Below are 22,519 nucleotides of genomic sequence, written 5' to 3' on the forward strand. Positions count from 1 at the left end.
GTTCATTTTACGGGGACGGGGGTGCCTAGAATGTTGCGCCTTGGACCAGCCGAAGATCATCATCATCGCGGGCCCCAACGGGGCGGGGAAGACCACGTTCGCGCGGGAGTTCCTGCTGCGAGAGGGCGATTGCCGCCAATTCGTGAATGCCGACCTGATCGCGGCAGGCTTGTCGCCGTTCGCGCCGGAGAAGGCGGCGGTGAGGGCGGGGCGGCTGATGCTGCAGGCGATCGATGAGCATGTCGCGCGGCGCGAGAGCTTCGCGTTAGAGACGACGCTCTCGGGCTTGGGGTACGCAAGGCAAATGGCAGGCTGGCGCGGCGCTGGCTATCGCGTTGACCTGCACTTCCTGTCGATCCCGGCGGTCGAGGAATGCATCAGGCGGGTTGCGCGGCGCGTTCAGCAAGGGGGCCACGACATTCCCGAGGATGTGATCCGCCGTCGATTCACTTCGGGGCTGCGCCTCTTCGAAACGGTTTATCGCGACCTGGCGGACGCATGGTTCTTCTACGACAATTCCGGAGACACCCCCCAGGTCCTCGACTGGAAAGACCCGATGGAGCCACGTAACCTGCTCCGCGAGCACCAGCCCGCATACGCGGGCCTGCCGCCTGACGCGCCCGAATCGGTCCGGGGTGCCTATGCTGCCTTGCTTCGTGCGGCGCAGCGTGCTCGCGAAGTCGCCAGGCAGACCGGAACAAAGCTCGTCATCTACGACAACGGCGAGGTTCTCGAACTGGACCCCGACGACGAACGCCTGCGTTCCTGAAGGGCAAGGGCCGGTCGCTACACTCTCCCATCAAGAGAGTAGTCCCATGCCCACCACCGACCAGCTTCTAGCCGCCCTTTCCGCCGTCACCGACCCCAACACCGGCAAGGACCTCGTCAGCACCAAGGCGGTCCGCAACGTGCAGGTCACCGGCAACGACGTCGCCTTCGACGTCGAGCTCGGTTACCCGGCGAAAAGCCAGGTGCCGCAACTGCGCCAGGCGCTGATCGCCGCGGCGAAGAACGCCGGGGCGGGCAACGTGTCGGTGAACATCACCAGCAAGGTCATCGCCCACGCCGTGCAGCGCGGCGTGCAGCTGATGCCCAACGTCAAGAACATCATCGCCGTCGCTTCGGGCAAGGGTGGCGTCGGCAAGAGCACCACCGCCGTCAACCTCGCGCTGGCGCTGGCCGCCGAAGGCGCGAAGGTCGGCCTGCTCGACGCCGACATCTACGGCCCCAGCCAGCCCATGATGATGGGCATCTCGCGCCGCCCCGAAAGCGAGGACGGCCAGACCATGGAGCCGCTGGAGAACCACGGCGTGCAGGTCATGTCGATCGGTTTCCTCGTCAATCCCGACGAGGCGATGATCTGGCGCGGCCCGATGGCCACGCAGGCGCTGGAGCAGTTGCTGCGGCAAACGAACTGGCAGGACCTCGACTACCTCATCGTCGACCTGCCGCCCGGCACCGGCGACATCCAGCTCACGCTGTCGCAGCGCGTGCCGATGACGGGCGCGGTGATCGTGACCACGCCGCAGGACATCGCGCTGCTCGACGCGCGCAAGGCCGTGGCGATGTTCGAGAAGGTGGGCGTGCCCATCCTCGGCATCGTCGAGAACATGGCCGTGCACGTGTGCAGCAACTGCGGCCACGCCGAGCACATCTTCGGCGAGGGCGGCGGCAAGCGCTACGCGGCCGAGAAGGGCATCGACTACCTCGGCGCGCTGCCGCTGGACATCAGGATCCGCGAGCAGGCCGACAGCGGCCGCCCCACGGTGGTGTCCGATCCCGAAGGCGAGGCAGCCGGCATCTACATGGCCGTTGCGCGCCAGGTGGCGGTGAAGATCGCGTCGAGGGCGAAGGACTTCTCGGCCAAGTTCCCGACGATCACGATCTCCAAGAACACCTGAGCCGGTTGCGGCCGGAACGCTGATACTCTATAAGTATCCGCGATGCCACGCCCCACCGAACCCCTGAAACAGGAAGAGCTGCGCCGCCACGCGGGGTACCTGCTCGCGCTCACGCGCTTCCAGGCGTTCCGCAACTTCGCGCGGCACATCGGCGGGCCCTACGAGCTGCGGCCGGTGGAGTACTCCATCCTCATCCTGCTGGACACGAACGAGAACGTCGCGCAGAACCAGCTCGCGCAGACGCTGGGGGTGGCGGCGCCCAACATGACGGGCATCCTGCATCGCCTCGAAGGCCGCGGCCTGGTCGAGCGCGTGCGCGCCGAGACCGACCGGCGCGTGCAGTTCATCGAGCTCACCGCCAAGGGCCGCAAGGTCGTGCGCGAAGCCGCGGCGGTGAGCAAGACGATGGACAAGGAGTGGCTCGCGCGCCTGTCGCGCGCCGAGCAGGCGATGCTGATGGAGCTGCTCGCCAAGCTCGCGGGCGTGCCGGCCTGAGGCCTCAGGCGCGGATCACGCGCGCATCGCCGCGCGAATGGAGCGCTTCGACATCGGCGCTGCGCCGCACGAGCACAGCGCGCTGGTTGATGTAGCCCTTGTCCGTGATCTCGCCGGCATCGGCGCTCGGCGGCTCGTCCTGCACGATCGCGCAGGCCGGTGTCTGCGACGAGCCGAGGCCTTCAGCAGCCAGCTTTTGCAATCCACCGCGGATGTGCGCACGCAGTTCGTCCGCCGGCAGCGCCTTCGCCTGCGGCGTGGGGAACACGAGCAGGCCGACTTCCTCGCGGTCATGCCCGGTGATCACGACGTCGGCCGCATGCGGCGCCAGGGCGGTGACCACCTTGATGCGCAGAGTGCCCACGCTCACCCAGGTGCCGGACATCAGCTTGAAGTCCTCGGCCACGCGGCCGTCGAAGGCAACGCCTTGCGACGGATCGGCCGCATCCACCAGCTTGCCGGCATCGCCGATCAGGTAGTAGCCGTCTTCGTCGAATGCCTTCGCGGTCAGCTCCGGCGCGTTGCGGTAGCCCGGGAACACGTTGGGCCCGCGCACGCGCATCTCCAGCTTGCCGGCGTTGGGCACGAACTTGAGATGGACGCCCGGCAACGGCAGCCCGATGCAGCCCGCGCGTTCGAGGCCCCAGTGAACTTCGGTTGCCGCGGGCGACGTCTCGGTGGAGCCCCACGCGGATGTGAACCACACCGGCCGCTCGCGCACCTTCGCCGCGACGGCATCGAGCCGCTGCCACAGGCTTTGCGGCAACGCGGCACCCGCATAGAACACGCCTTCGAGCCGCGCGAACACGTCGCGCGCCGCCGCTTCGTCCGCTTCGAGGAAGGGCAGCAGCATGTCGAAGCCGCGCGGGACGTTGAACCAGAACGTGGGCTGCACGTCGCGCAGGTTGCGCAGCGTCTTCTCCACCAGCCCCGGCGCAGGCCGCCCTTCGTCGACATAGAGCGAGCCGCCGTGCGCCAGCACCATGTTGAAGTTGTGGTTGGCGCCGAAGGTGTGGCTCCAGGGCAACCAGTCCACCAGCGTCAGCGGGTGCCGCGTGAGGAAGGGCCACACCTGCGCCACCTGCTGCTGGTTGGCGGTGAGCATGCGGTGCGTGTTGATCACCACCTTGGGCAGGCCCGTCGAGCCGCTCGTGAGCAGGTACTTGGCGTGGTCGTCGGGCGTGATCCGGCTGAAGGCCTGCGCGACCGCGGGCGTTTCGGCGGGCTCCAGCAGCAGCGAGAACGCATGCGAACCCGCGGTCGAACCGCTGCCGAAGACGACCGGCGCCTTGCCGTTCCACGCCTGCACCGCGGGGCCGTACACGGCCGCATCGCTTGCGTACACGAGCGCCGGCCCGAGCGCGTCGAGGATGCCCTTGATCTTGGTGTAGTCCTTCGTCAGCCGGCAGTACGCGCTCGATACGGTGCAGCTCGCGCGGCCCACGTGCATCGCGGCCAGGCCGAGCAGCGCCGAATCCACCGAGTTGTCGGAGAGCGTGACCACCGGCTGCGCGGCCGGCAATTGCAGGTCCAGCAGCGACTGCGCGATTCGCCCGACAGCGTCGCGCGTTTGCCGGTAAGTGAGCTTGCGCCATGCGCCCGCGGCATCGCGCTCGGCCAGGAACACGGCGTCGGGCGTGGTGCGCGCCCAGTGCTCCAGCCAGTCGCCGATGCAGCGCGCGTGCGGCTGCAGCGGGCGGGGGTGGCGCAGCACGAAACCGCCGCCGGGAAGGTCTTCGCGCAGCACCTCGCGCGGCGCGAGGGCGCCGGGTTCGCCGAACGGCAGAATGTTATGACTCATATCGAATATCCTGAATCTCCCTGTGGCGCGTGTGATCAGGGAAAACGAGGATTCGGGCCCTCGGTGCGATGATCGGCGGATGGTCCAGCGCCCCAGCATCGAAGTCGCCGTGGTGATGCGCCGCGTCAGGCAGGCCAGCCCGTGGCAGCCGTGGCGCTGGGAGTTGGCCGACGTCGTTGCGCAGGAGCCCGGCTTCGGCAGCGAGCCGCGCCTCCTGCTCCGGGAAGGTGACGACGAGCGCTGGCTCTACCCCGGCTTCACGGTGGAGCTGTTCCGTGACGAGGCGGAAGGCTACTACCTCAACGCGACGACGCCGGCCCCCGCGTGGTTCGTGCTCTGGCGGCTCGAGGACGAAAAGCCTAAGCCCGAGATCGTGACGCTGAGCTACAACGAAGCGGCGCGCTGGCTCGACGCGCAGGAGACGGTGGAGCAGGTGCCCGCGCCGGCCGAGGTCATCGAGTGGATGCGAACCTTTGCCGAGGAACATTACGTCCCCGAGCCGCGGCGCCGCAAGCGCCCGGACAGCTTCAAGGGCTTGCAGGACCGCTTCGGCAACCCGGTGACCATCACAACCGAGAAGAAATGAGCGACGACGGTTTCTTCAGCCGGTGGTCGAAGCGCAAGCAGGAGGTGAAGGCCGGGCGCGAGGTCGAGCCTGAGCCGACAGCGCCACCTGCCGCGCCCGTCGTGGCCAATGCGCCCATCGCCGAAGAACTGCCCGCACCCGCCGAACCCCTACCCACGCTCGACGACGCGCAAGCCCTCACCCCCGAGTCCGACTTCCGCCGCTTCGTCGCCGGCGACGTGCCGCACGACGTCAGGAACACCGCCCTGAAAAAGCTTTTCGCCGACCCGCGCTTCAACGTGCAGGACGGCCTGGACGTCTACATCGACGATTACTCGAAACCCGACCCCATCCCGCCTGCGATGCTGAGGCAGTTGGCGAGCGCGCAGTTCCTCGACCTCTTCGACGAAAAGAAGAAAAAGGAACAGGAAGACGAAGAGGGCAGGGAAGCTGCCGATGACCCCACGGACCAATCCGTGGCACAGTCCCCGCAGGCCGAGACAGCAGTACCCCCCGATGCCGACCCTGATCTGCGATTGCAACAAGACGATGCCCCTGGACCCGCAGGCCCTGGGGAGCGCCCTGAATGAGGAGCTGAAGCTCCACTCCACCCTGTGCCGCCGCGAGGCCGGCAGCTTCCAGCAGGCCATCAAGGGCAGCGGCGACGTCGTGGTCGCGTGCACGCAGGAAAAGCGGCTGTTCGCCGAAGTCGCGGAGCAGACCGAGGGCGCCGTCGCGCCCATCCGCTTCGTCAACATCCGCGAAACCGGCGGCTGGAGCCGCGATGCGAAGGGCGCGATGCCCAAACTGGCCGCGCTGCTCGCGATGGCGAAGCTGCCCGAGCCGGAGCCGGTGCCCACCGTCACCTACAAGAGCGCGGGCCGTCTGTTGATCGTCGGCGCGCTCGAAGACGCCGAGCGCATGGCCGCCGTGGTGGGCGACGTGCTCGACGTCACCATCTTCTCGCGCGGCGGCTCCGGCGCGCAGGAGCGCCGCTGGCCGGTCGTCGGCGGGCGCATCGACGGCATCACCGGCTGGTTCGGCGCCTTCAAGCTGACGTGGCTGAAGGACAACCCGATCGACCTGGACCTGTGCACGCGCTGCAATGCCTGCCTGGCCGCCTGCCCCGAGGATGCGATCGGTTTCGATTACCAGGTGGACGCGGCCGCGTGCAAGTCGCATCGCGCGTGCGTGAAGGTGTGCGACGTCGGCGCCATCGACTTCACGCGCGAGCCGGTGGCGCACACCGACGATTTCGACCTCGTGCTGGACCTGCGCCAGCAACCCGCGTTCGTGCAGCACGCGCCGCCACAGGGTTACTTCCACCTGCCCGGCGGGCGCGATGCACTCGACACGCTGCTCAAGCTGCGCGAGATGGTCGGTGAGTTCGAGAAGCCGAAGTTCTTCACGTACACGCAGAAGCTGTGCGCGCACAGCCGCAACGAGAAGGCCGGTTGCACGGCTTGCATCGACATCTGCTCGGCGGAGGCCATCTCCAGCGACAAGCATCGCCAGCAGGTCAAGGTGAACCCGCACCTGTGCGTGGGCTGCGGCGCGTGCACGACGGTGTGCCCCACGGGCGCCCTCGGCTACGGCTACCCGCAAACGCCGGAGCAGGGCCGCAAGATCCGCACGCTCCTTTCCACCTACGCGCGCGCCGGGGGCGCGAAGCCCGTGCTGCTGCTGCACTCGCAGGAGCGTGGGCAGGTGCTGGTGGAGGAGCTCGGCCGCGCGGCGCGTGTCGGTGCGGCGCAAGGCGTGCCCGCGAACGTCCTCCCGATGGCGCTGTGGCACACGGCGAGCACCGGCATCGACCTGTGGCTCACGGCCGTTGCGAGCGGCGCAGGCCACGTCGCAGTGCTGTCGGCCGGCGACGAGGCGCCGCAGTACATGGACGCGTTGCGCGCGCAGATGGCGATCGCGCAGGCGCTGCTGAACGGCCTCGGCTACGAAGGCTCGCATTTCAGCCTGTTCACTGCCAAGCACCCGACGGACCTCGACCAGGAGCTGAAACTGCTGGCCGCGCGCGGCGGCGCAACGCCCGTGGCGCCAGCGAAGTTCGCCGTGGCCCGCGACAAGCGCGCGACGCTCGACCTCGCGATCGACCACCTCGTCGAGCAGGCGAAGGCAAAACCCGCGTCGATCGCGCTGCCCGCGGGCTCGCCCTTCGGCGCTGTCGCGGTCGACAAGGACAAGTGCACGCTGTGCCTGAGCTGCGTGAGCGCCTGCCCGGCCAGCGCGCTGCAGGACAACCCGCAGCTGCCGCAGCTGCGCTTCATCGAAAGCAACTGCGTGCAGTGTGGCCTTTGCGTCGGCACCTGCCCCGAGAAGGCGATGTCGCTCGAACCGCGCTTCCTGGTTGCGCCCGAGCGCAGGCAGCCGCGCGTGCTGAACGAAACGAAGCCTTATGGCTGCGTGCGCTGCGGCAAGCCGTTCGGCACGCTCAAGGCGGTGGAGGCGATGATCGGCAAGCTCGCCGGCCACGCGATGTTCCAGGGCGCCGCGCTCGAGCGGCTGAAGATGTGCGGCGACTGCCGCGTCGTCGACATCTACACGGCGAGCGACGAACGGAAGATCACCGACGCATGACCTCCGCGCTCGACGAGGAAACCGCGCGGGCCGAGATCTACGGCCTGCTGGCGCAGCTCTACTACGCGCCGCCGCCGGAGGAATTGATGGTGGCGTTGCGCGTCGCGGTCACCGACGCCCCGGCGCAGGGAGCGTTCCTCGAGGAGCCCTGGCGTGCGTTCATCGGCGTTGCGCGCGAGATGTCCGACGGCGAGATCCGGGACGAGTACGACGCGCTCTTCGGCGGCGTAGGTAAGCCGGAGGTGTACCTTTTCGCATCGCATTACCTCTCGGGCTTCCTGAACGAAAAGCCGCTCGCGCGGCTGCGCGACGAACTCGCGGCGCTGGGCCTCGCCCGCGACGAAGCCATGCCCGAAACGGAAGACCACATCGCGTACCTGTGCGAGGTGATGCGCTATCTGATCGCCGGCGACGACGTCGCGGTCGCGAACCTCACGAAGCAGCGCGAGTTCTTCGCCGCCCACCTGCAGCCGTGGGTGAATGCCCTGTGCGACGCGCTCGGCGCGCACCCTTCGGCGAAGTTCTACGCCGCGCTCGCCGCATTCACGCGCGCCTTCTTCTCGGTCGAAGCGCAAGGCTTCGACATGCTGGACTGAGTACTTCCGCCGTCTCAATTTGAGACGAACAAAGCCTTGTCCAACCTCTCTTCGCGTTTTCCCTGAGGGGTGGCGGGCATCGTTTGCATGCAAATGGTGCGTCGCTGGTCTACAGTATGAAGAGAAGTACATACCGAGGAGACAAGCATGTCAGAGCGCTCCAAGTCCTCCCGTCGCGGCTTCCTCTGGGGCGCCGCCGCCACCGGTGCCGCAGCCACTGCGGTCGCCACGCTGCCGAAGGTGCAGCCCGATCTCCAGGCCCCCGTTGCCGAGCCGCTGCCCAAGCCCGAGCGCGGCGGCGGCTACCGCCTGAGCGAACACGTCCAGAACTACTACAAGACCACGCGCATCTGAAGCGCGCGCGCAGGAGACATCCATGTTGCTGACCAAGAAGTCCGCAGGCGGCCAGACGGCCGCCCGTTCGCCTTTCGTGCACAGCCTGCAGCGCGGGCTGGCCGGTGCCATCCCCACCATGGACCGCCGCGCGTTCCTGCGCCGCAGCGGCCTCGGCGTGGGTGTCGGCATTGCCGCGTCGCAGCTGTCGCTCGTCAAGAAGGCGCAGGCCGCCGACCAGCGCGTCCCCGCCATCGGCGACGGCAAGATCGAAGTCAGGCGCACCGTCTGCACGCATTGCTCGGTGGGCTGCGCGATCGACGCGGTCGTCGAGAACGGCGTGTGGGTGCGCCAGGAGCCGGTGTTCGACTCGCCGATCAACCTCGGCGCGCACTGCGCCAAGGGCGCGTCGGTGCGCGAGCACGGCCACGGCGAGTACCGCCTGCGTTACCCGATGAAGCTGGTGGGCGGCAAGTACGAGCGCATCAGCTGGGACACGGCCTACAACGAGATCGCCGCGCGCCTGCAGGAGCTGCGCAAGGCGAGCGGCCCCGAGTCGGTGTTCTGGATCGGCTCGTCCAAGCACTCGAACGAGCAGTCGTACCTGATGCGCAAGTTCGTCAGCCTCTGGGGCAGCAACAACTGCGACCACCAGGCACGCATCTGCCACAGCACCACCGTCGCCGGCGTGGCGAACACGTGGGGCTACGGCGCCATGACCAACTCGTACAACGACATGCAGAACAGCAAGTGCGCGTTGTACATCGGCTCCAACGCCGCCGAGGCGCACCCGGTCTCCATGCTGCACATGCTGCACAGCAAGGAGGGCGGCTGCAAGATGATCGTGGCCGACCCGCGCTTCACGCGCACGGCCGCCAAGGCCGACGAGTACTGCCGCATCCGCTCGGGCAGCGACATCCCGTTCCTCTTCGGCATCCTCTACCACGTGTTCAAGAACGGCTGGGAGGACAAGAAGTACATCAACGACCGCGTCTACGGCATGGACAAGGTCAAGGCCGACGTGATGGCCAAGTGGACGCCGGACAAGGTGCAGGAAGCCTGCGGCGTGCCCGAGGCGCAGGTGGCCAAGGTCGCCGAGATGATGGCGAAGAACCGCCCCTCCACCATCGTGTGGTGCATGGGCCAGACGCAGCACACGATCGGCAACGCGATGGTGCGCGCCTCGTGCATCCTGCAGCTGGCGCTGGGCAACATCGGCGTGTCCGGCGGCGGCGCCAACATCTTCCGCGGCCACGACAACGTGCAGGGCGCCACCGACGTCGGCCCCAACCCCGACTCGCTGCCCGGCTACTACGGCATCGTCGAAGGCTCGTGGCGCCACTTCGCCAAGGTGTGGGGCGTCGATTACGACTGGATCAAGGGCCGCTTCTCCGCGCCGGGCATGATGACCAAGCCCGGCATGACCGTGTCGCGCTGGATCGACGGCGTGCTGGAGAAGAACGAGCTGATCGACCAGGACCCCAACCTGCGCGGCGTCTTCTACTGGGGCCACGCGCCCAACTCGCAGACCCGTGGCCTCGAGATGAAGAAGGCCATGGACAAGCTGGACCTGCTGGTGGTCGTGGACCCGTATCCGTCGGCCACGGCGGCGATGGCCGCGATGCCCGGTGACCCGAAGGACGCGAACCCGAACCGTGCGGTCTACCTGCTGCCGGCCGCGACCCAGTTCGAGACGAGCGGCTCCTGCACGGCGTCGAACCGTTCGATCCAGTGGCGCGAGAAGGTGATCGACCCGCTGTGGGAAAGCCGCAGCGACCACATGATCATGTACGAGCTGGCGGACAAGCTCGGCTTCGGCAAGGAGCTGGTCAAGAACTTCAAGATGCAGAAGATCAAGGGGCGGGACGAACCCATCCCCGAGGACATCCTGCGCGAGATCAACAAGTCGGTCTGGACCATCGGCTACACGGGCCAGAGCCCCGAGCGGCTGAAGGCGCACATGAAGAACATGGCCGCCTTCGACGTCAAGACGCTCAAGGCCAAGGACGGCGTGAAGGACAAGGCCACCGGCTACGACCTCACCGGCGACTACTTCGGCCTGCCGTGGCCCTGCTTCGGCAACCCGGAGCTCAAGCACCCCGGCTCGCCCAACCTGTACGACACGAGCAAGCACGTGATGGACGGCGGCGGCAACTTCCGCGCGAACTTCGGCGTGGAGAAGGACGGCGTGAACCTGCTGGCCGAGGACGGCAGCGCGTCCAAGGGCGCCGACATCCAGACGGGCTACCCCGAGTTCGACCACGTGCTGCTCAAGAAGCTCGGCTGGTGGGACGAGCTCACCGACACCGAGAAGGCCGCGGCCGAAGGCAAGAACTGGAAGACCGACCCGTCGGGCGGCATCATCCGCGTGACGATGAAGAACCACGGCTGCCACGTCTTCGGCAACGCGAAGGCGCGCGCGGTGGTGTGGAACTTCCCCGACCCGATCCCGCAGCACCGCGAGGCGCTCTACAGCACGCGGCCGGACCTGGTGGCCAAGTACCCGACGCACGACGACAAGAAGGCGTTCTGGCGGCTGCCCACGCTGTACAAGACGATCCAGCAGAAGAACGTGGCCGACAAGGTGCACGAGAAGTTCCCGCTGATCCTCACGTCCGGGCGCCTGACCGAGTACGAAGGCGGCGGCGACGAGACGCGGTCCAACCCGTGGCTGGCCGAGCTGCAGCAGGAGGCCTTCGTCGAGATCAACCCGCAGGCCGCCGCGCAGCGCAACATCCGCAACGGCGACCGCGTGTGGCTGAGGACGCCCACGGGCGCGCAGCTGAACGTGCAGGCGCTCGTCACCGAGCGCGTGGGGCCGGACACCTGCTGGATGCCGTTCCACTTCGCGGGGCGCTGGCAGGGCAACGACATGCTGCCTTACTACCCCAACGGCGCGGCGCCGGTGGTGCGCGGCGAGGCGGTGAACACCGCCACGACCTACGGCTACGACAGCGTGACGATGATGCAAGAGACCAAGACCACGATTTGCCAAGTCGAGCGGGCCTGAGGAGAACACGATGGCAAGAATGAAGTTCATCTGCGACACGGAGCGTTGCATCGAGTGCAACAGCTGCGTGACGGCCTGCAAGAACGAGCACGAGATCCCGTGGGGCGTGAACCGCCGCCGCGTGGTCACGCTCAACGACGGCATCCCGGGCGAGCGCTCGGTGTCGGTGGCATGCATGCACTGCTCCGACGCGCCCTGCATGGCGGTGTGCCCGGTCAACTGCTTCTACCGCACCGAAGAGGGTGTGGTGCTGCACGACAAGGACGTGTGCATCGGCTGCGGTTACTGCAGCTATGCCTGCCCATTCGGCGCGCCGCAGTTCCCGTCCGCCGGCACGTTCGGTGTACGCGGCAAGATGGACAAGTGCACCTTCTGCGCCGGCGGCCCGGAAGCGAATGGCTCGCAGGCCGAGTTCGAGAAGTACGGCCGCAACCGCCTCGCCGAAGGCAAGCTGCCGGCGTGCGCCGAGATGTGCTCGACCAAGGCCCTGCTGGGCGGCGACGGCGACGTGGTGGCGGACATCTTCCGCACCCGCGTGCTCAAGCGCGGCAAGGGCGCCGAAGTGTGGGGCTGGGGCACGGCTTACGGCTCCAAGCAGGCCGGCCAACCGAACCAGGCGAAGTCATGATGAACAAGCCGCACCGCATCGTCATCATCCTCGCTTGCATGGGCGGTCTCGCCGCATGCGGCGACACGCCGCAGACCGCGAGCGGCATCAAGAGCGACTCGCAGCACTTCACCGGCACCGGCAAGCCGTACCAGGCCGCGGGCTGGAAGCAGGGCGACCGCAACAGCTGGGAGCAGCAGCTGAAGGTGCGCGCGCAGCAGGGGCAGAACGACTATGTCAAGGTCAACTAAGGCCCTCGCGGCGCTGGTCCTCGCAGGCGCGGCGGGCTTCGCCGCGGCGCAGGCCGTGCAGGGCAGCAGCCCGGGCAGCCCGAGCACGCAAGCGGGCTCGATGCGCCAGGTGCCGGACGATCCGGCGCCTGCCGGGCAGCAGCAAGGCGGCATCCAGGGCCAGAACATCTTCGACGTGAAGCCCGAGGTCAAGCGCGATGCGCCCGCGGACCCGGGGTACATGGAGCAGAACAACGGCCAGCGCAACCGCGTGCAGCCGGGCAACAACGCGCCGATGTGGCGCGGCGTGCAGAAGGGCGTGGAAGGCTACACCAGCCTGCCGAAGAGCGAGGCGCCCGAAGCGGGCGTGCTGATCCAGGGGCCGGTGCAGTACCCCGGCTCGCGCATGACCACCGCCGGTGAAGCGTGGCGCCAGGTGCGCAACAACTGGATCGTGCCTTACGGCGGCTCGCTGCTGCTCATCTCCATCCTCGCGTTCGCGATCTTCTACTTCACGCGCGGCACCATCGGCCACAACCCGGCGGTGGGCGGCGGCGGGCGGCGCATCGAGCGCTTCACGCCGTTCGAGCGCGCGGCGCACTGGAGCAACGCGGTGGCGTTCTGCGTGCTGGGTATCTCGGGCATCGTGATGGCGTTCGGCCGCCACTTCCTGCTGCCCGTGCTCGGGCTGCAACTGAACGGCTGGCTCACGTACGTGCTGAAGAACCTGCACAACTTCTTCGGGCCGCTGTTCGCCGTGTCGCTGGTGGTCATCATCGTGACCTTCATCAAGGACGAGTTCCCGCGCAAGGGCGACCTGGGCTGGCTGCTCAAGCTGGGCGGCGTGTTCAGCAAGTCCGGCGATGAGCCCCCGACGCACCGCTTCAACGCGGGCGAGAAGGTGGTGTTCTGGATCGGCGCGTTCGTCCTGGGCCTGGTGCTGGTCGCCTCCGGCCTCGTGCTGGACAAGCTGGTGCCAAGCCTCGTGTACGTGCGCGAGACCATGCAGGTGTCGCACATGGTCCATGCGACCGCGGGCGTGCTGATGCTCTGCATCACCGGCCTGCACATCTACCTCGGCACCATCGGCGTGAAGGGCGCGTATCGCGCCATGCGCGACGGCTACGTCGACGAGGCGTGGGCGAAAGAGCACCACGCCTACTGGCTCGAGGACATCCAGGCCGGCCGCATCCCCGCGCAGCGCAGCAGCGACGGGATGGCGCCGCCCGCCGAAACCGTGAAGCCCGCCTGAGGAGGACATGCAGATGACGAAGACCTTGCTCGCACTGGCGGCACTTGCAATCGGCGGCGCCGCCAGCGCGAAGCTGCCGCCTCTGGACGATGCCGCCAAGGCCAAGGCCGCGGAGACGACCGCCAGGGCCGCGTGGCAGGCCAAGGTGGACGCGTTCCAGCTGTGCAAGGCGCAGGACAAGGTGGCGGCCGCGTACCGCAAGGGTGGCGGCAAGGCCGCGCCTGCGGCATCCGCGGCCAAGCCCGTGGCGGCCGCTTCCGCGGCCACTCCGACGGCGATGTCCGCGACGGCAGCCGCGAGCGCGGCACCCACCACGCCCGTGGCTTACGCGCCCCCGGCGTCCTGCATGGACCCCGGCCCGTTCGCCTACAGCCCGCCCGAGCAGAAGCCGCTGGAGACCTCCGGCGCGCACTCGCCCGCCGGCACGGCCGCGAGCCCGCCGAGCGTGCGCCCGGAAGCCGCGCAGATGACGCCCGGCTCCTCCGGCAAGCCGCCGGCGTCCGCCGCGAAGAAGTAGTTTTGCTGTAGGGTGGCGGTGTCCGCGCGACACCCCCACCGAAGATGCCGCTTCCGCAACTCTCCCACGCCAGCGCCCCGCTCACGCGCGAAGTCACCGCCCTCAACGAGAAGGGCGAGGCGCAGCCGCTGGCTATCCCCGCGGAGCGGGACCTCACGATCTACGTCGACAAGCGCGAGCTCGTCACGCTGATGACGCTGGGCGCGCACCCGGAGTGGCTGGCGCTCGGCTACCTGCGCAACCAGCGCCTCGTGCAAACCCTCGATGACGTCGAGTCGATCACGGTCGACTGGGAGGTCGGCGCGGCCGCCGTGAAGACGCGCGGCGGCATCGACCGCATCGAGGAGCGCACCGCGAAGCGCGTGGTCACGACCGGGTGCGGGCAGGGCAGCGTGTTCGGCAACCTGATGGACGAGATCGATGCTGTCGCACTGCCCGAAGCGTGCATCACGCAGGCGGACCTTTACGGCATCGTCAACACCATCCGCGTGCAGGAGACCACGTACAAATCCGCCGGCTCGGTGCACGGCTGCGCGCTGTTCCGCGGGCAGGAGATGCTGCTGTTCGTGGAGGACGTCGGCCGCCACAACGCCATCGACACCATCGCGGGCTGGATGTGGCTGCAGGGCGAGGCGGGCGCCGACAAGGTGTTCTACACGACGGGCCGGCTCACGAGCGAGATGGTGATCAAGTCGGCGCAGATGGGCGTGCCCATCGTGGTCTCTCGCAGCGGCATCACGCAGATGGGTTTCGACGTCGCGCAGCGCGTGGGCGTCTGCGCGATCGGCCGCGCGACGGGCAAGCATTTCTATTGCTACACCGCGCCGCACCGGCTGCTGCTGCAGCCGGAACTGGCGCAGCGCTAGGCGGCGTCGGCCACGCCCACGAGCGCGACCAGGCCGCCGTCATCGGCGGAAGCGGAGCCGGAGAGCAGGTCCAGGTCCGACGTGACGCGCGCATTCCACGTGCGCGCCATGCCGCCGAACACAGCGTCGCTTTCGAGCCCGCGCAGCAGCGTCGTCATGTTCAGCACCACCTGCCCGCGCGCGGGCGCGAAGAGCGTGAAGATCAGCGTGAGCGCCTCCTTCAGCGCGTCGTAGCTGGCCGCCGGGCTGGGGCCTGCGAGCGCCGAAGCGGTGATGCCGAAGTTGGCCATCACCGCGGTGGTGAAGGCTTCGCCGCCCATCGACGCAAAGCCTCCCGCCGCACCGGCCGCATAGGACGCGGGCGTATTGCCCGCGAGGCTGGAGGCCACTTGCGTGTACGCGGACGACGAAGGCGCGGCGCCGTTGAGGCCGCGGTAAACGCCCATCGCCAGCAGCAGGTCGCTGCGCTGCCCCGCTTCGACGGCAAGGGTCGTCGCGGACACCGTGCGGTCGGAGAAGCGAAGCGACTCGATGTCGCGCAGCTGGTCGACGCCGTCGCGGCCCGCGGTCCTGTCGGTGACGGTGAACGAGGAAGTCGCGGTGTCGTACGCGATCGTGTAGTCGCCGCGCGCCCCGCGATAGGCCGCCGTGTCCGAACCGGCGCCGCCGACGAGCGTGTCGTTGCCGCCGCGGCCTTCGAGGACGTTGGCCACTTCGTTGCCGGTGATCGTGTCGGCCTGCGCGGTGCCGATCGCGTTCTCGATCGTCGTGCCGAAGTTCACCGTCACCTGGCCGGCAGCGGTGATCAACGACGACTTCGCGGCGCCGGTGTAGCCCCAGTAGCCGGGCGCGAGATAAAGCGTCAGCGACTTGGTGAGCGACGACGCGTCGATGGTGTCGGTGCCGGCGCCGTCCCAGATGAAGTTGGGGCGGGACTCGCTCAGCGTGTAGGTGTCGTTGCCGGCGCGCGCGGTGCGGCTCGGCCCGTACAGGTACTGCAGCGCGGCGATGTCGAGGTCGCGGAACTGCGCCTTCCAGAGCGTGCGGTCCGCGAGGCCGTTGTACGACATGATCGTCCACGTGCGCAGGTCCTCGGTCGCACCCAGGAAAGGCGGCTCGGCGGCCCCGGTGCCGGTGCCGTGCGGATGCTTCAGGCCCAGCGCGTGCCCCAGCTCGTGGATCAGCGTTGCGGCCGCGGCCGTGCCCTCGGTGAGGCCCGTCGCCGCGGCTTCGAGGCTGATGAATACGTCGCTGCCGAGGTAGTGGGTGTTCGGCGGCGATGCCCACCCGCTGGAGTCGGGCTGCGAGTTGTTCGCGAAAGCGATCGTGTTGTACGTCGCGGGGTCCGCCGTCCTCAAGAACCGCAGGTCGACCACGCTGCTGATGTATGCGAGCGCCGCGGTGGCCGATGCGATCTCCGTCGGCCCGAACGACTGCCAGCCCACCGCGTTCTCCGGGTGCGTGTCGTACGAAGGCTGCGACGCGGGGAAGGCGTACGAGTAGGTCCCGGACCCTTCGAGCAGCGTGCCGAACAGGCCGCCGTTGCCCAGGTCGTCGACCAGTGCGTCGATCCAGTACGGCAATGCCAGGGCCCCGTCCACATACGTGACGCTCTCGATCATCGACGGCACTTTCACGAAACTGGCCGAGACGATCGCGCGGTCGGTGCCCCCGGTGTCCCACACGAAGTCGGTGAGGTCCGTGATGTAGTAGGTGTCGTTGCCGAGGCCGCCGCTGACCAGGTCGACGCCGGCGCCGCCGGACAGCGTGTCGTCGCCGGCGTCGCCCGCCAGCATGTCGTCGCCCGCGCCGCCGGAGATCGAGTCGTTGGCGTCGCGCCCGACGATGTAGTCGTCGCCGGCGCCGCCCAGGAGCGTGTCGGCCGACGTCCCGCCGACGACCAGGTCGTCCCCGTTGCCGCCGTCGATGACCTTGGAGCCGGTGACCGGGTACATGTAGGGCCCGTCCGCGCCCCAGTACCCGTTGATGTCGTCGTCGCCGTCGCCGCCCTGCACGGTGTCGATGCCGTCCCCGGTGCGGATGCTGTCCGGGCCGGCGCCCGCATCGATGGTGTCGTTCCCGTCCCCGGCGTCGATGACGTCCTCGCCGGGCCCGCCGGTGAGCGTGTCCGCCCCGGCAGTGCCGTTGATCAAAGGCATACTGCTACTGCATTGTTGTCGTGTTGCGCGGCCGAGTGTAGCCGCCCCGCGCACGCGTGCACGCTCAGGGTTTGCGCGCCCTCAAACTGGTGGAGGATCTTCGTGCACGCCGACAAGGGCAAGCGGCGCAAGCGTGTCCAGGTCGGCGCCCACGCGCGCATTCCATGTGCGTGCGACGCCGCCGAAGACGGCGTCCGCCTCCAGCCCGCGCAGCAGCGTCGCCATGTTCAGCACGACCTGCCCGCGGGCGAGCGCGAAGAGCTCGAAGATCTGCGACAGCGCCCCGCGCAGTGCGTCGAAACTCGCCGACGGCGTCGCACCGCCGAGCGCGTTCGCGGTGATGCCGAAGTTCGACATCACGCTGCCGGTGAACGCGTCGGTGGCCTGCGCGACGAAGCTCGAAGCGACGGCCGACGCATAGCCCGGCACGCTCGAGATGGCGACACTGCGCACCGCGTCGTCGAAGGCCGCACGCGGCGGCGCGGCGCCGTACAAGCCGCGGTACACGCCGACGGCAAGCAGGAGGTCGCCGCGCGCCGCGCCGTCGCCGGCCGAGGTGTTGATGGTGCGATCGAAAAACTGCAGCTGTTCGATGTCCCGCACGAGGTCGCGCCCGTCGCGGCCGGCCACGTTGTCCTGCACGACGTAGCCCGACGCGGCGTTGCTGTACGTGATGGTGTAGTCGCTGCGCGCGCCGCGGTACACCGCCGTGTCCGTGCCGGCGCCGCCCGAGAGCGTGTCGTCCCCGCCGCGGCCTTGCAGAACGTTGGCGGCGTCGTTGCCGGTGATCGTGTCCGCGAACGCGCTGCCGGTCGCGTTCTCGATGGTCGTGCCGAAATTCACCGTGACCTGCCCCGCCGAGGTGATGAGCGAGGATTTCGACGCGCCCACGAAACCCCAGTACCCGGGCGCGAGGTAGAGCGTCAGGCCGCGCGACAGGCCGGAGCCGTCGATCGTGTCCGTGCCCGCGCCGTCCCAGATGAAGTTGGGTGCCGTCTCGCTGAGCGTGTACGTGTCGTTGCCGGTGCGCGACGTGCGGCTGGGGCCGTACATGTATTGCAGCGCCGCGATGTCGAGGTCGCGGTAGGCGTAGTGCCACGAGACCCGGTTGTCGGTGTACGACATCACCGTCCACAGCCGCGTGTCCTCGGCGTCGGGCAGGTACGGCGGCTCGGAGGGCGTGGAGCCCTCGTCGTGCGGATGCTTCAGGCCCAGCGCGTGGCCGAGTTCGTGGATCAGCACCACTGCACCGAAGGTGTTGTCCGCCAGCGCCGCCGCGATGAGCCCCGTGTTCATGAACACGTCGTTGCCGCGCGGCACCGTCGCGGGCGTGTAGCCATGGCCGTTGGTGCCGAAGGTGCCGTCGTGGAGGTTGTTGCTGAACGAGATGACGTTGGTGGTGTCGGTGTCGGTCACCGGCACGAACCGCACGTCGATCACGGTGCTGATGTAGTCCAGGGCCAGCCGTGCCGCCGCCTGTTCCGCCGCGGTGAACGGCGTCCAGCCCCGCGTGTCCTGCGCCTCCGTCAGGTACGTGGGCATCGCGGTCGGAAAGGCGTAGCCCAGCGTGCGCGCGGCGCCGAGGATGTCGAGGTAGCGCCCGCCGTTGGAGTTGTCGTGCAGCAGCGCATCGAGCCAGTACGGGATCGGCAGGGCGCCGTCGACATAGGTGACGGACTCGACGCTCGTGGGCAGCTTCGCGAAATTCACGGACACGATCGCGCGGTCGGTGCCGGACGTATCGGAGATGAAGTCGGTGAGGTCGCGGACGTAGAAGGTGTCATTGCCCGCGCCGCCGCTCATCGCGTCCACGCCCGCGCCGCCATCGAGCGTGTCGTCGCCCGAGTCGCCCACGAGCACGTCGTTGCCCGCGTCGCCGTACAGCGTGTCGTTGCCGCGGCCGCCGAAGACGAAGTCGTTGCCGTTGCCGCCGCGGGCGATCTTGTTGCCCGAGGAGTTGAAGAAGTTGTAGCTGGCGATGGTGCCGAAGCCGTTGATCTCGTCGTCGCCGTCGCCGCCTTCGACCGAGTCGTTGCCGTCGCGCGTGATGAGGCGGTCGTTGCCGCCAGCGCCCAGCAGTGTGTCGTCGCCCGTGCTGCCGGTGAGCGTCTCGGCGAGCGCCGTGCCGTTGAAGACTGGCATGTCGACCCCTTCCAACCTCGTGTACGCGAAAGTCTACATCCCGGTGGGGTGCCATGCTCATTCCGCCCTCACATTTCTGCGGTACCGTCGCCACCATGGAAACCTCCGTGTCGCGCCTGGCCTGGCGCAGCCTGTGGCGCGACCTGCGCGCCGGCGAACTGCGGCTCGTGATCGTCGCGGTGACGCTGGCGGTGGCCGCGCTGACGGCCGTGGGCTTCTTCGCGGACCGGCTGAAGGGCGGCCTCGCTCGGGATGCGCGCCAGCTGCTCGGGGGCGACGCGGTGGTGGTGAGCGACAACCCGACGCCTAAGGCTTTCGCGCAGCAAGCCCGTTCGCTCGGGCTGGCCACCGTGTCGACGATGGTTTTCCCGACGATGGCGCGCGCGCCCGATGCGCAAGGCGGCGCGTCGCGGCTCGTTGCATTGAAGGCCGTGCCGCCCGGCTATCCCTTGCGCGGCAGCCTGCAGGTGGCCGCGTCACCCGAAGCGACGGGCGCCGTCACGCGCGACGTGCCGGCGCGCGGCGAAGCGTGGGTCGAGGCGCCCCTGCTGGAGGCGCTGGGCCTGGGCATGGGCGACGCGCTGCTGCTGGGCGACGCGCAAATGCGCATCGCGCGCGTGATCACGCTGGAGCCGGACCGCGGCGCCGGCTTCATGAACTTCGCGCCGCGCGTGATGCTCAACGAGGCCGACATCCCGGCCACGCGCCTCGTGCAGCCCGCCAGCCGCATCAGCTGGCGCCTCGCGGTCGCCGGCGCGGACCGCGACGTCGCGCGCTTCGCCGACTGGGCCGTGCAGGAAGCGAAGAAGCCGGACGTGCGGGGCGTGCGCATCGAATCGCTCGAAGGCGGCCGGCCCGAGATGCGGCAGACGCTGGACCGCGCGGAGAAATTCCTCAACCTCGTCGCGCTGCTCGCGGCGCTGCTCAGCGCCGTTGCGGTGGCGCTCGCGGCGCGCGGCTTCGCGGCCAACCACCTCGACGACTGCGCGATGCTGCGCGTGCTGGGGCAGAGCCAGCGCACGATCGCGTGGTCGTACGCGTTCGAGTTCACGATGGTGGGCCTGTTCGCCAGCCTGCTCGGCGTGGCGATCGGGTTCGGCGTGCACTTCGTGTTTGTCATGCTGCTGGGCAGCCTGGTCGAGACGTCGCTGCCGGCCGCGAGCGCGTGGCCGGTGCTGTTCGGGCTCGGCATGGGGCTCACGCTGCTGCTGGCGTTCGGCCTGCCGCCCGTGCTGCAGCTGGCGCAGGTTCCGCCGCTGCGCGTCATCCGGCGCGACGTGGGCAACCTCAAGCCGGCGTCCATCGCGGTGCTGGCGATCGGCGTGGCCGGGTTTGCCGCGCTGCTGCTCGCGGCGAGCAGCGACTTGAAGCTGGGGCTCATCGCCGTCGGCGGCTTCGCGGGGGCCGTGCTGGTGTTCGCGGGACTGAGCTGGCTCGCGGTGAAAGTGCTGCGTGCGTCGGTGAACGAGTCGACCGCGCCGCGCTGGCTGGTGCTGGCCACGCGCCAGGTCTCGGCCAAGCCTTCCTACACCGTCGTGCAATCGAGCGCGCTGGCCGTGGGCCTGCTCGCTCTGGTGCTGCTCGTGCTGCTGCGCACCGACCTCATCGCGAGCTGGCGGCAGGCCACGCCGCCGGATGCGCCCAACCGCTTCGTGATCAACGTGATGCCCGAGCAGAGCGAGGCGTTCGTGAAGGCACTGCGCGAGGCCGGCGTGCAGCGCCTCGACTGGTACCCGATGTTCCGGGGCCGCCTCGTCGCGGTGAACGGGCGCACCGTCACGCCCGACGACTTCGCCGAGGACCGGGCGCGGCGCCTCGTGGACCGCGAGTTCAACCTCTCGTTCGCCGCCGACAAGCCGCCGCACAACGAGGTGGTGGCGGGGCGCTGGACGCCGGAAGAAAGCGGCGCGGTCAGCGTGGAAGAAGGCATTGCGACCACGCTGGGCCTGAAGCTCGGCGACACGCTGCGCTTCGACATCGCGGGCACGCCGGCGGAGGCGAAGATCACCTCGTTGCGCAAGGTCGACTGGACGTCGATGCGCGCGAACTTCTTCGTGATGTACCCCGTGGCGAAGCTGCCCGATGTGCCGGCGACCTACATGGGCGCTTTCCGCGCGCCGGCGAAGAAGGGTTTCGACAACGAGCTGGTGCGTGCATTTCCGAACATCACCGCCGTCGACATGACGGCGACGATCTCCCAGGTGCAAAGCGTGCTGGACAAGGTGATCCGCGCGGTGGAGTTCCTGTTCGGCTTCACGCTCGCGGCCGGCGTGGTCGTGCTGTTCGCGGCCGTGACCGCCACGCGCGAGGAGCGCGCACGCGAGTTCGCGATCATGCGCGCGGTCGGCGCGCGCGGCTCGCTGCTGAGGCAGGTGCAGCGTGCGGAGCTGGCGGGCGTGGGCCTGCTGGCGGGCTTTCTCGCGAGTGTGGTTGCAGCCATCGTCGGCTGGGGCCTCGCAAAGTACGCGTTCGATTTCAACTGGACCGCGTCGCCGCTCGTGCCGCTGGCCGGCTCTGCCGCAGGCGCCGTACTAGCGCTCGCCGCGGGGTGGTGGGGCTTGCGCGAGGTCCTCAACCGACCTGTCGTCGAGACGCTGCGCAAGGCGCCCGAGTGACAATCGCGGGATGACGACCCCGTTCGAAGTGATCGGCGGCGAGGAGAAGGTGCACCAGCTCGTCGAGCGGTTCTACGACCTCATGGACCTCGAGCCGCAGTACAAGGATTTGCGCGCCGCGCACGGCACCGACCTGGTGAACGCGCGCCAGAAGCTGTATTGGTTCCTGTGCGGCTGGCTGGGCGGCCCCAGCCACTACGAAGACCGTTTCGGCCACCCGCGCCTGCGCATGCGGCATATGCCTTTTCGCATCGGCATCCGGGAGCGCGACCAGTGGCTCGCGTGCATGGACCAGGCGATGGGCGAGGTGGGTGTGGACGAAGCGTTGCGTGCGCGCCTGAAGGAATCGTTCGCGAATACGGCGGACTGGATGCGCAACACGCACGGGTAGCGGGCGCGAACTATCGCTTCCGGACCTTCCACCAGGCCTCGAACTCCGAGGGGCGGATGCGGTAGCGTGAGAAGTTGCCCTCGTGCAGGTTGAGCAGTTCCTCCTGTGCAAGCTCCTCGAAACGCACCTTGTCCTTTGCCGCGACACCGACTTTCGCCCAGGTCGAGACCTTGCGCACGACCTGGGAGCGCGTGATCTGCGAGCGCACCATCTCGCCGATCAGGTCTCGCAGTTGCGCACGGTACTTCAGGCGAATCGGGTCGGGCTCGACCATCGACTGCCGAACCGCAGCGTATTGACCCGCCGATCGCTCGTAAGCCCACACGAAGACATCCTTGAGCACGTCGGTACTGTTCTGCTCGTAGACCGCGAGGATGGCCTCCGTGTAGCTCTCGCGCGGCACATCCGCGAAGGAAAGGGGCGCGAGGTTCGCACGAATCAGCGGGATGT

General features: G+C 68.7%; 20 protein-coding genes. 16 read left to right on the forward strand and 4 right to left on the reverse strand.

The genetic code is table 11. From position 1 onward, the window contains the following. The first annotated feature begins 40 nt into the window (after window positions 1–40). From H8R02_RS30785 to H8R02_RS13260, 3 genes are read left to right on the forward strand one after another with little or no spacing between them, the layout of a single operon-like run. On the forward strand, window positions 41–769 hold the full coding sequence (locus H8R02_RS30785; protein WP_187081900.1) for an ATPase: 729 nt from the start codon (window positions 41–43) through the stop codon (window positions 767–769). Continuing rightward, window positions 669–1,901, forward strand: coding sequence for an iron-sulfur cluster carrier protein ApbC (gene apbC, locus H8R02_RS13255; protein WP_354004922.1), 1,233 nt, complete (start codon window positions 669–671; stop codon window positions 1,899–1,901). Before H8R02_RS30785 ends, apbC begins: the two co-directional genes overlap by 101 nt. A gap of 42 nt (window positions 1,902–1,943) precedes the next feature. Next, window positions 1,944–2,396: a MarR family winged helix-turn-helix transcriptional regulator gene (locus H8R02_RS13260; protein ID WP_187081902.1), complete on the forward strand. Its 453-nt coding sequence runs from the start codon at window positions 1,944–1,946 to the stop codon at window positions 2,394–2,396. 4 nt (window positions 2,397–2,400) lie between these two features. Here H8R02_RS13260 and H8R02_RS13265 read toward each other — a convergent pair whose 3' ends face one another. Beyond that, window positions 2,401–4,197 carry a feruloyl-CoA synthase gene (locus tag H8R02_RS13265; RefSeq protein WP_187081903.1) on the reverse strand — a complete coding sequence of 599 codons (1,797 nt, stop codon included), beginning with the start codon at window positions 4,195–4,197 and terminating at the stop codon, window positions 2,401–2,403. A 79-nt stretch (window positions 4,198–4,276) separates the two neighbouring features. Here H8R02_RS13265 and H8R02_RS13270 point away from each other — a divergent pair, with 79 nt between their 5' ends. From H8R02_RS13270 to H8R02_RS13320, 11 genes are all read left to right on the forward strand, one after another. Then, a complete protein-coding gene (locus tag H8R02_RS13270) occupies window positions 4,277–4,783 on the forward strand; it encodes a DUF3305 domain-containing protein (protein ID WP_187081904.1) in 507 nt (168 codons plus the stop codon). After that, window positions 4,780–5,352, forward strand: coding sequence for a DUF3306 domain-containing protein (locus H8R02_RS13275; RefSeq protein WP_187081905.1), 573 nt, complete (start codon window positions 4,780–4,782; stop codon window positions 5,350–5,352). The genes H8R02_RS13270 and H8R02_RS13275 overlap by 4 nt, the downstream gene beginning before the upstream one ends. Next, the gene (locus tag H8R02_RS13280) at window positions 5,279–7,351 is read left to right on the forward strand and encodes a 4Fe-4S binding protein (RefSeq protein ID WP_187081906.1); all 2,073 of its coding nucleotides are present in this window, start codon (window positions 5,279–5,281) and stop codon (window positions 7,349–7,351) included. The genes H8R02_RS13275 and H8R02_RS13280 overlap by 74 nt, the downstream gene beginning before the upstream one ends. Next, complete coding sequence (locus tag H8R02_RS13285; protein WP_187081907.1) at window positions 7,348–7,947, forward strand: TorD/DmsD family molecular chaperone; 600 nt, start codon at window positions 7,348–7,350, stop codon at window positions 7,945–7,947. Before H8R02_RS13280 ends, H8R02_RS13285 begins: the two co-directional genes overlap by 4 nt. Window positions 7,948–8,094: 147 nt before the next feature. Continuing rightward, window positions 8,095–8,301: a twin-arginine translocation signal domain-containing protein gene (locus H8R02_RS13290; protein ID WP_187081908.1), complete on the forward strand. Its 207-nt coding sequence runs from the start codon at window positions 8,095–8,097 to the stop codon at window positions 8,299–8,301. A 22-nt stretch (window positions 8,302–8,323) separates the two neighbouring features. Next, the gene (locus H8R02_RS13295; RefSeq protein ID WP_187081909.1) at window positions 8,324–11,290 is read left to right on the forward strand and encodes a formate dehydrogenase subunit alpha; all 2,967 of its coding nucleotides are present in this window, start codon (window positions 8,324–8,326) and stop codon (window positions 11,288–11,290) included. Between the two features lie 10 nt (window positions 11,291–11,300). Next, on the forward strand, window positions 11,301–11,918 hold the full coding sequence (gene fdh3B / locus H8R02_RS13300; protein ID WP_187081910.1) for a formate dehydrogenase FDH3 subunit beta: 618 nt from the start codon (window positions 11,301–11,303) through the stop codon (window positions 11,916–11,918). Continuing rightward, on the forward strand, window positions 11,918–12,148 hold the full coding sequence (locus H8R02_RS13305) for a hypothetical protein (RefSeq protein ID WP_187081911.1): 231 nt from the start codon (window positions 11,918–11,920) through the stop codon (window positions 12,146–12,148). Before fdh3B ends, H8R02_RS13305 begins: the two co-directional genes overlap by 1 nt. Continuing rightward, entirely contained in the window at window positions 12,132–13,379 is a 1,248-nt protein-coding gene (locus H8R02_RS13310) for a formate dehydrogenase subunit gamma (protein ID WP_187081912.1), read from the forward strand. Before H8R02_RS13305 ends, H8R02_RS13310 begins: the two co-directional genes overlap by 17 nt. Before the next feature lie 13 nt (window positions 13,380–13,392). Beyond that, entirely contained in the window at window positions 13,393–13,896 is a 504-nt protein-coding gene (locus tag H8R02_RS13315) for a hypothetical protein (RefSeq protein WP_187081913.1), read from the forward strand. 44 nt (window positions 13,897–13,940) lie between these two features. Beyond that, window positions 13,941–14,762, forward strand: coding sequence for a formate dehydrogenase accessory sulfurtransferase FdhD (locus H8R02_RS13320; protein ID WP_187081914.1), 822 nt, complete (start codon window positions 13,941–13,943; stop codon window positions 14,760–14,762). On the opposite strand, the gene H8R02_RS13325 is transcribed toward H8R02_RS13320, so the two are convergent. Then, the gene (locus H8R02_RS13325) at window positions 14,759–16,921 is read right to left on the reverse strand and encodes a M10 family metallopeptidase C-terminal domain-containing protein (protein WP_187081915.1); all 2,163 of its coding nucleotides are present in this window, start codon (window positions 16,919–16,921) and stop codon (window positions 14,759–14,761) included. The two genes, H8R02_RS13320 and H8R02_RS13325, sit on opposite strands and share 4 nt — an antisense overlap. An 81-nt stretch (window positions 16,922–17,002) precedes the next feature. Next, complete coding sequence (locus H8R02_RS13330) at window positions 17,003–19,063, reverse strand: matrixin family metalloprotease (RefSeq protein ID WP_187081916.1); 2,061 nt, start codon at window positions 19,061–19,063, stop codon at window positions 17,003–17,005. A gap of 95 nt (window positions 19,064–19,158) precedes the next feature. On the opposite strand from H8R02_RS13330, the gene H8R02_RS13335 reads away from it, so the two are divergent. Together H8R02_RS13335 and H8R02_RS13340 are read left to right on the forward strand one after the other, a co-directional pair. After that, window positions 19,159–21,678 (forward strand): ABC transporter permease, encoded by a 2,520-nt coding sequence (locus H8R02_RS13335; RefSeq protein ID WP_187081917.1) that lies wholly within the window; start codon window positions 19,159–19,161, stop codon window positions 21,676–21,678. A 10-nt stretch (window positions 21,679–21,688) separates the two neighbouring features. Continuing rightward, complete coding sequence (locus H8R02_RS13340) at window positions 21,689–22,069, forward strand: group II truncated hemoglobin (RefSeq protein ID WP_187081918.1); 381 nt, start codon at window positions 21,689–21,691, stop codon at window positions 22,067–22,069. Between the two features lie 10 nt (window positions 22,070–22,079). Here the strand turns inward: H8R02_RS13340 and H8R02_RS13345 are convergent, their stop codons facing one another. Further along, on the reverse strand, window positions 22,080–22,472 hold the full coding sequence (locus H8R02_RS13345; RefSeq protein WP_187081919.1) for a hypothetical protein: 393 nt from the start codon (window positions 22,470–22,472) through the stop codon (window positions 22,080–22,082). Window positions 22,473–22,519 lie beyond the last annotated feature (47 nt).

The sequence above is a fragment of the Ramlibacter albus genome, from assembly GCF_014297445.1.
In the GTDB taxonomy this organism is placed as follows: Bacteria; Pseudomonadota; Gammaproteobacteria; order Burkholderiales; family Burkholderiaceae_C; genus Ramlibacter; species Ramlibacter albus.

Excerpts from the sequence above, each read along its gene's own strand:
- H8R02_RS13305 (WP_187081911.1), top strand. The coding sequence starts at position 11,918 with ATGAACAAGCCGCACCGCATCGTCATCATCCTCGCTTGCATGGGCGGT.
- H8R02_RS13295 (WP_187081909.1), top strand. The coding sequence starts at position 8,324 with ATGTTGCTGACCAAGAAGTCCGCAGGCGGCCAGACGGCCGCCCGTTCG.
- H8R02_RS13280 (WP_187081906.1), top strand. The coding sequence starts at position 5,279 with ATGCCGACCCTGATCTGCGATTGCAACAAGACGATGCCCCTGGACCCG.
- H8R02_RS13325 (WP_187081915.1), bottom strand. The coding sequence starts at position 16,921 with ATGCCTTTGATCAACGGCACTGCCGGGGCGGACACGCTCACCGGCGGG.
- H8R02_RS13265 (WP_187081903.1), bottom strand. The coding sequence starts at position 4,197 with ATGAGTCATAACATTCTGCCGTTCGGCGAACCCGGCGCCCTCGCGCCG.
- fdh3B (WP_187081910.1), top strand. The coding sequence starts at position 11,301 with ATGGCAAGAATGAAGTTCATCTGCGACACGGAGCGTTGCATCGAGTGC.
- H8R02_RS13290 (WP_187081908.1), top strand. The coding sequence starts at position 8,095 with ATGTCAGAGCGCTCCAAGTCCTCCCGTCGCGGCTTCCTCTGGGGCGCC.
- H8R02_RS13340 (WP_187081918.1), top strand. The coding sequence starts at position 21,689 with ATGACGACCCCGTTCGAAGTGATCGGCGGCGAGGAGAAGGTGCACCAG.
- H8R02_RS13320 (WP_187081914.1), top strand. The coding sequence starts at position 13,941 with ATGCCGCTTCCGCAACTCTCCCACGCCAGCGCCCCGCTCACGCGCGAA.
- H8R02_RS13275 (WP_187081905.1), top strand. The coding sequence starts at position 4,780 with ATGAGCGACGACGGTTTCTTCAGCCGGTGGTCGAAGCGCAAGCAGGAG.
- H8R02_RS13285 (WP_187081907.1), top strand. The coding sequence starts at position 7,348 with ATGACCTCCGCGCTCGACGAGGAAACCGCGCGGGCCGAGATCTACGGC.
- H8R02_RS13260 (WP_187081902.1), top strand. The coding sequence starts at position 1,944 with ATGCCACGCCCCACCGAACCCCTGAAACAGGAAGAGCTGCGCCGCCAC.
- H8R02_RS13270 (WP_187081904.1), top strand. The coding sequence starts at position 4,277 with ATGGTCCAGCGCCCCAGCATCGAAGTCGCCGTGGTGATGCGCCGCGTC.
- H8R02_RS13315 (WP_187081913.1), top strand. The coding sequence starts at position 13,393 with ATGACGAAGACCTTGCTCGCACTGGCGGCACTTGCAATCGGCGGCGCC.
- H8R02_RS13335 (WP_187081917.1), top strand. The coding sequence starts at position 19,159 with ATGGAAACCTCCGTGTCGCGCCTGGCCTGGCGCAGCCTGTGGCGCGAC.
- H8R02_RS13310 (WP_187081912.1), top strand. The coding sequence starts at position 12,132 with ATGTCAAGGTCAACTAAGGCCCTCGCGGCGCTGGTCCTCGCAGGCGCG.
- H8R02_RS13330 (WP_187081916.1), bottom strand. The coding sequence starts at position 19,063 with ATGCCAGTCTTCAACGGCACGGCGCTCGCCGAGACGCTCACCGGCAGC.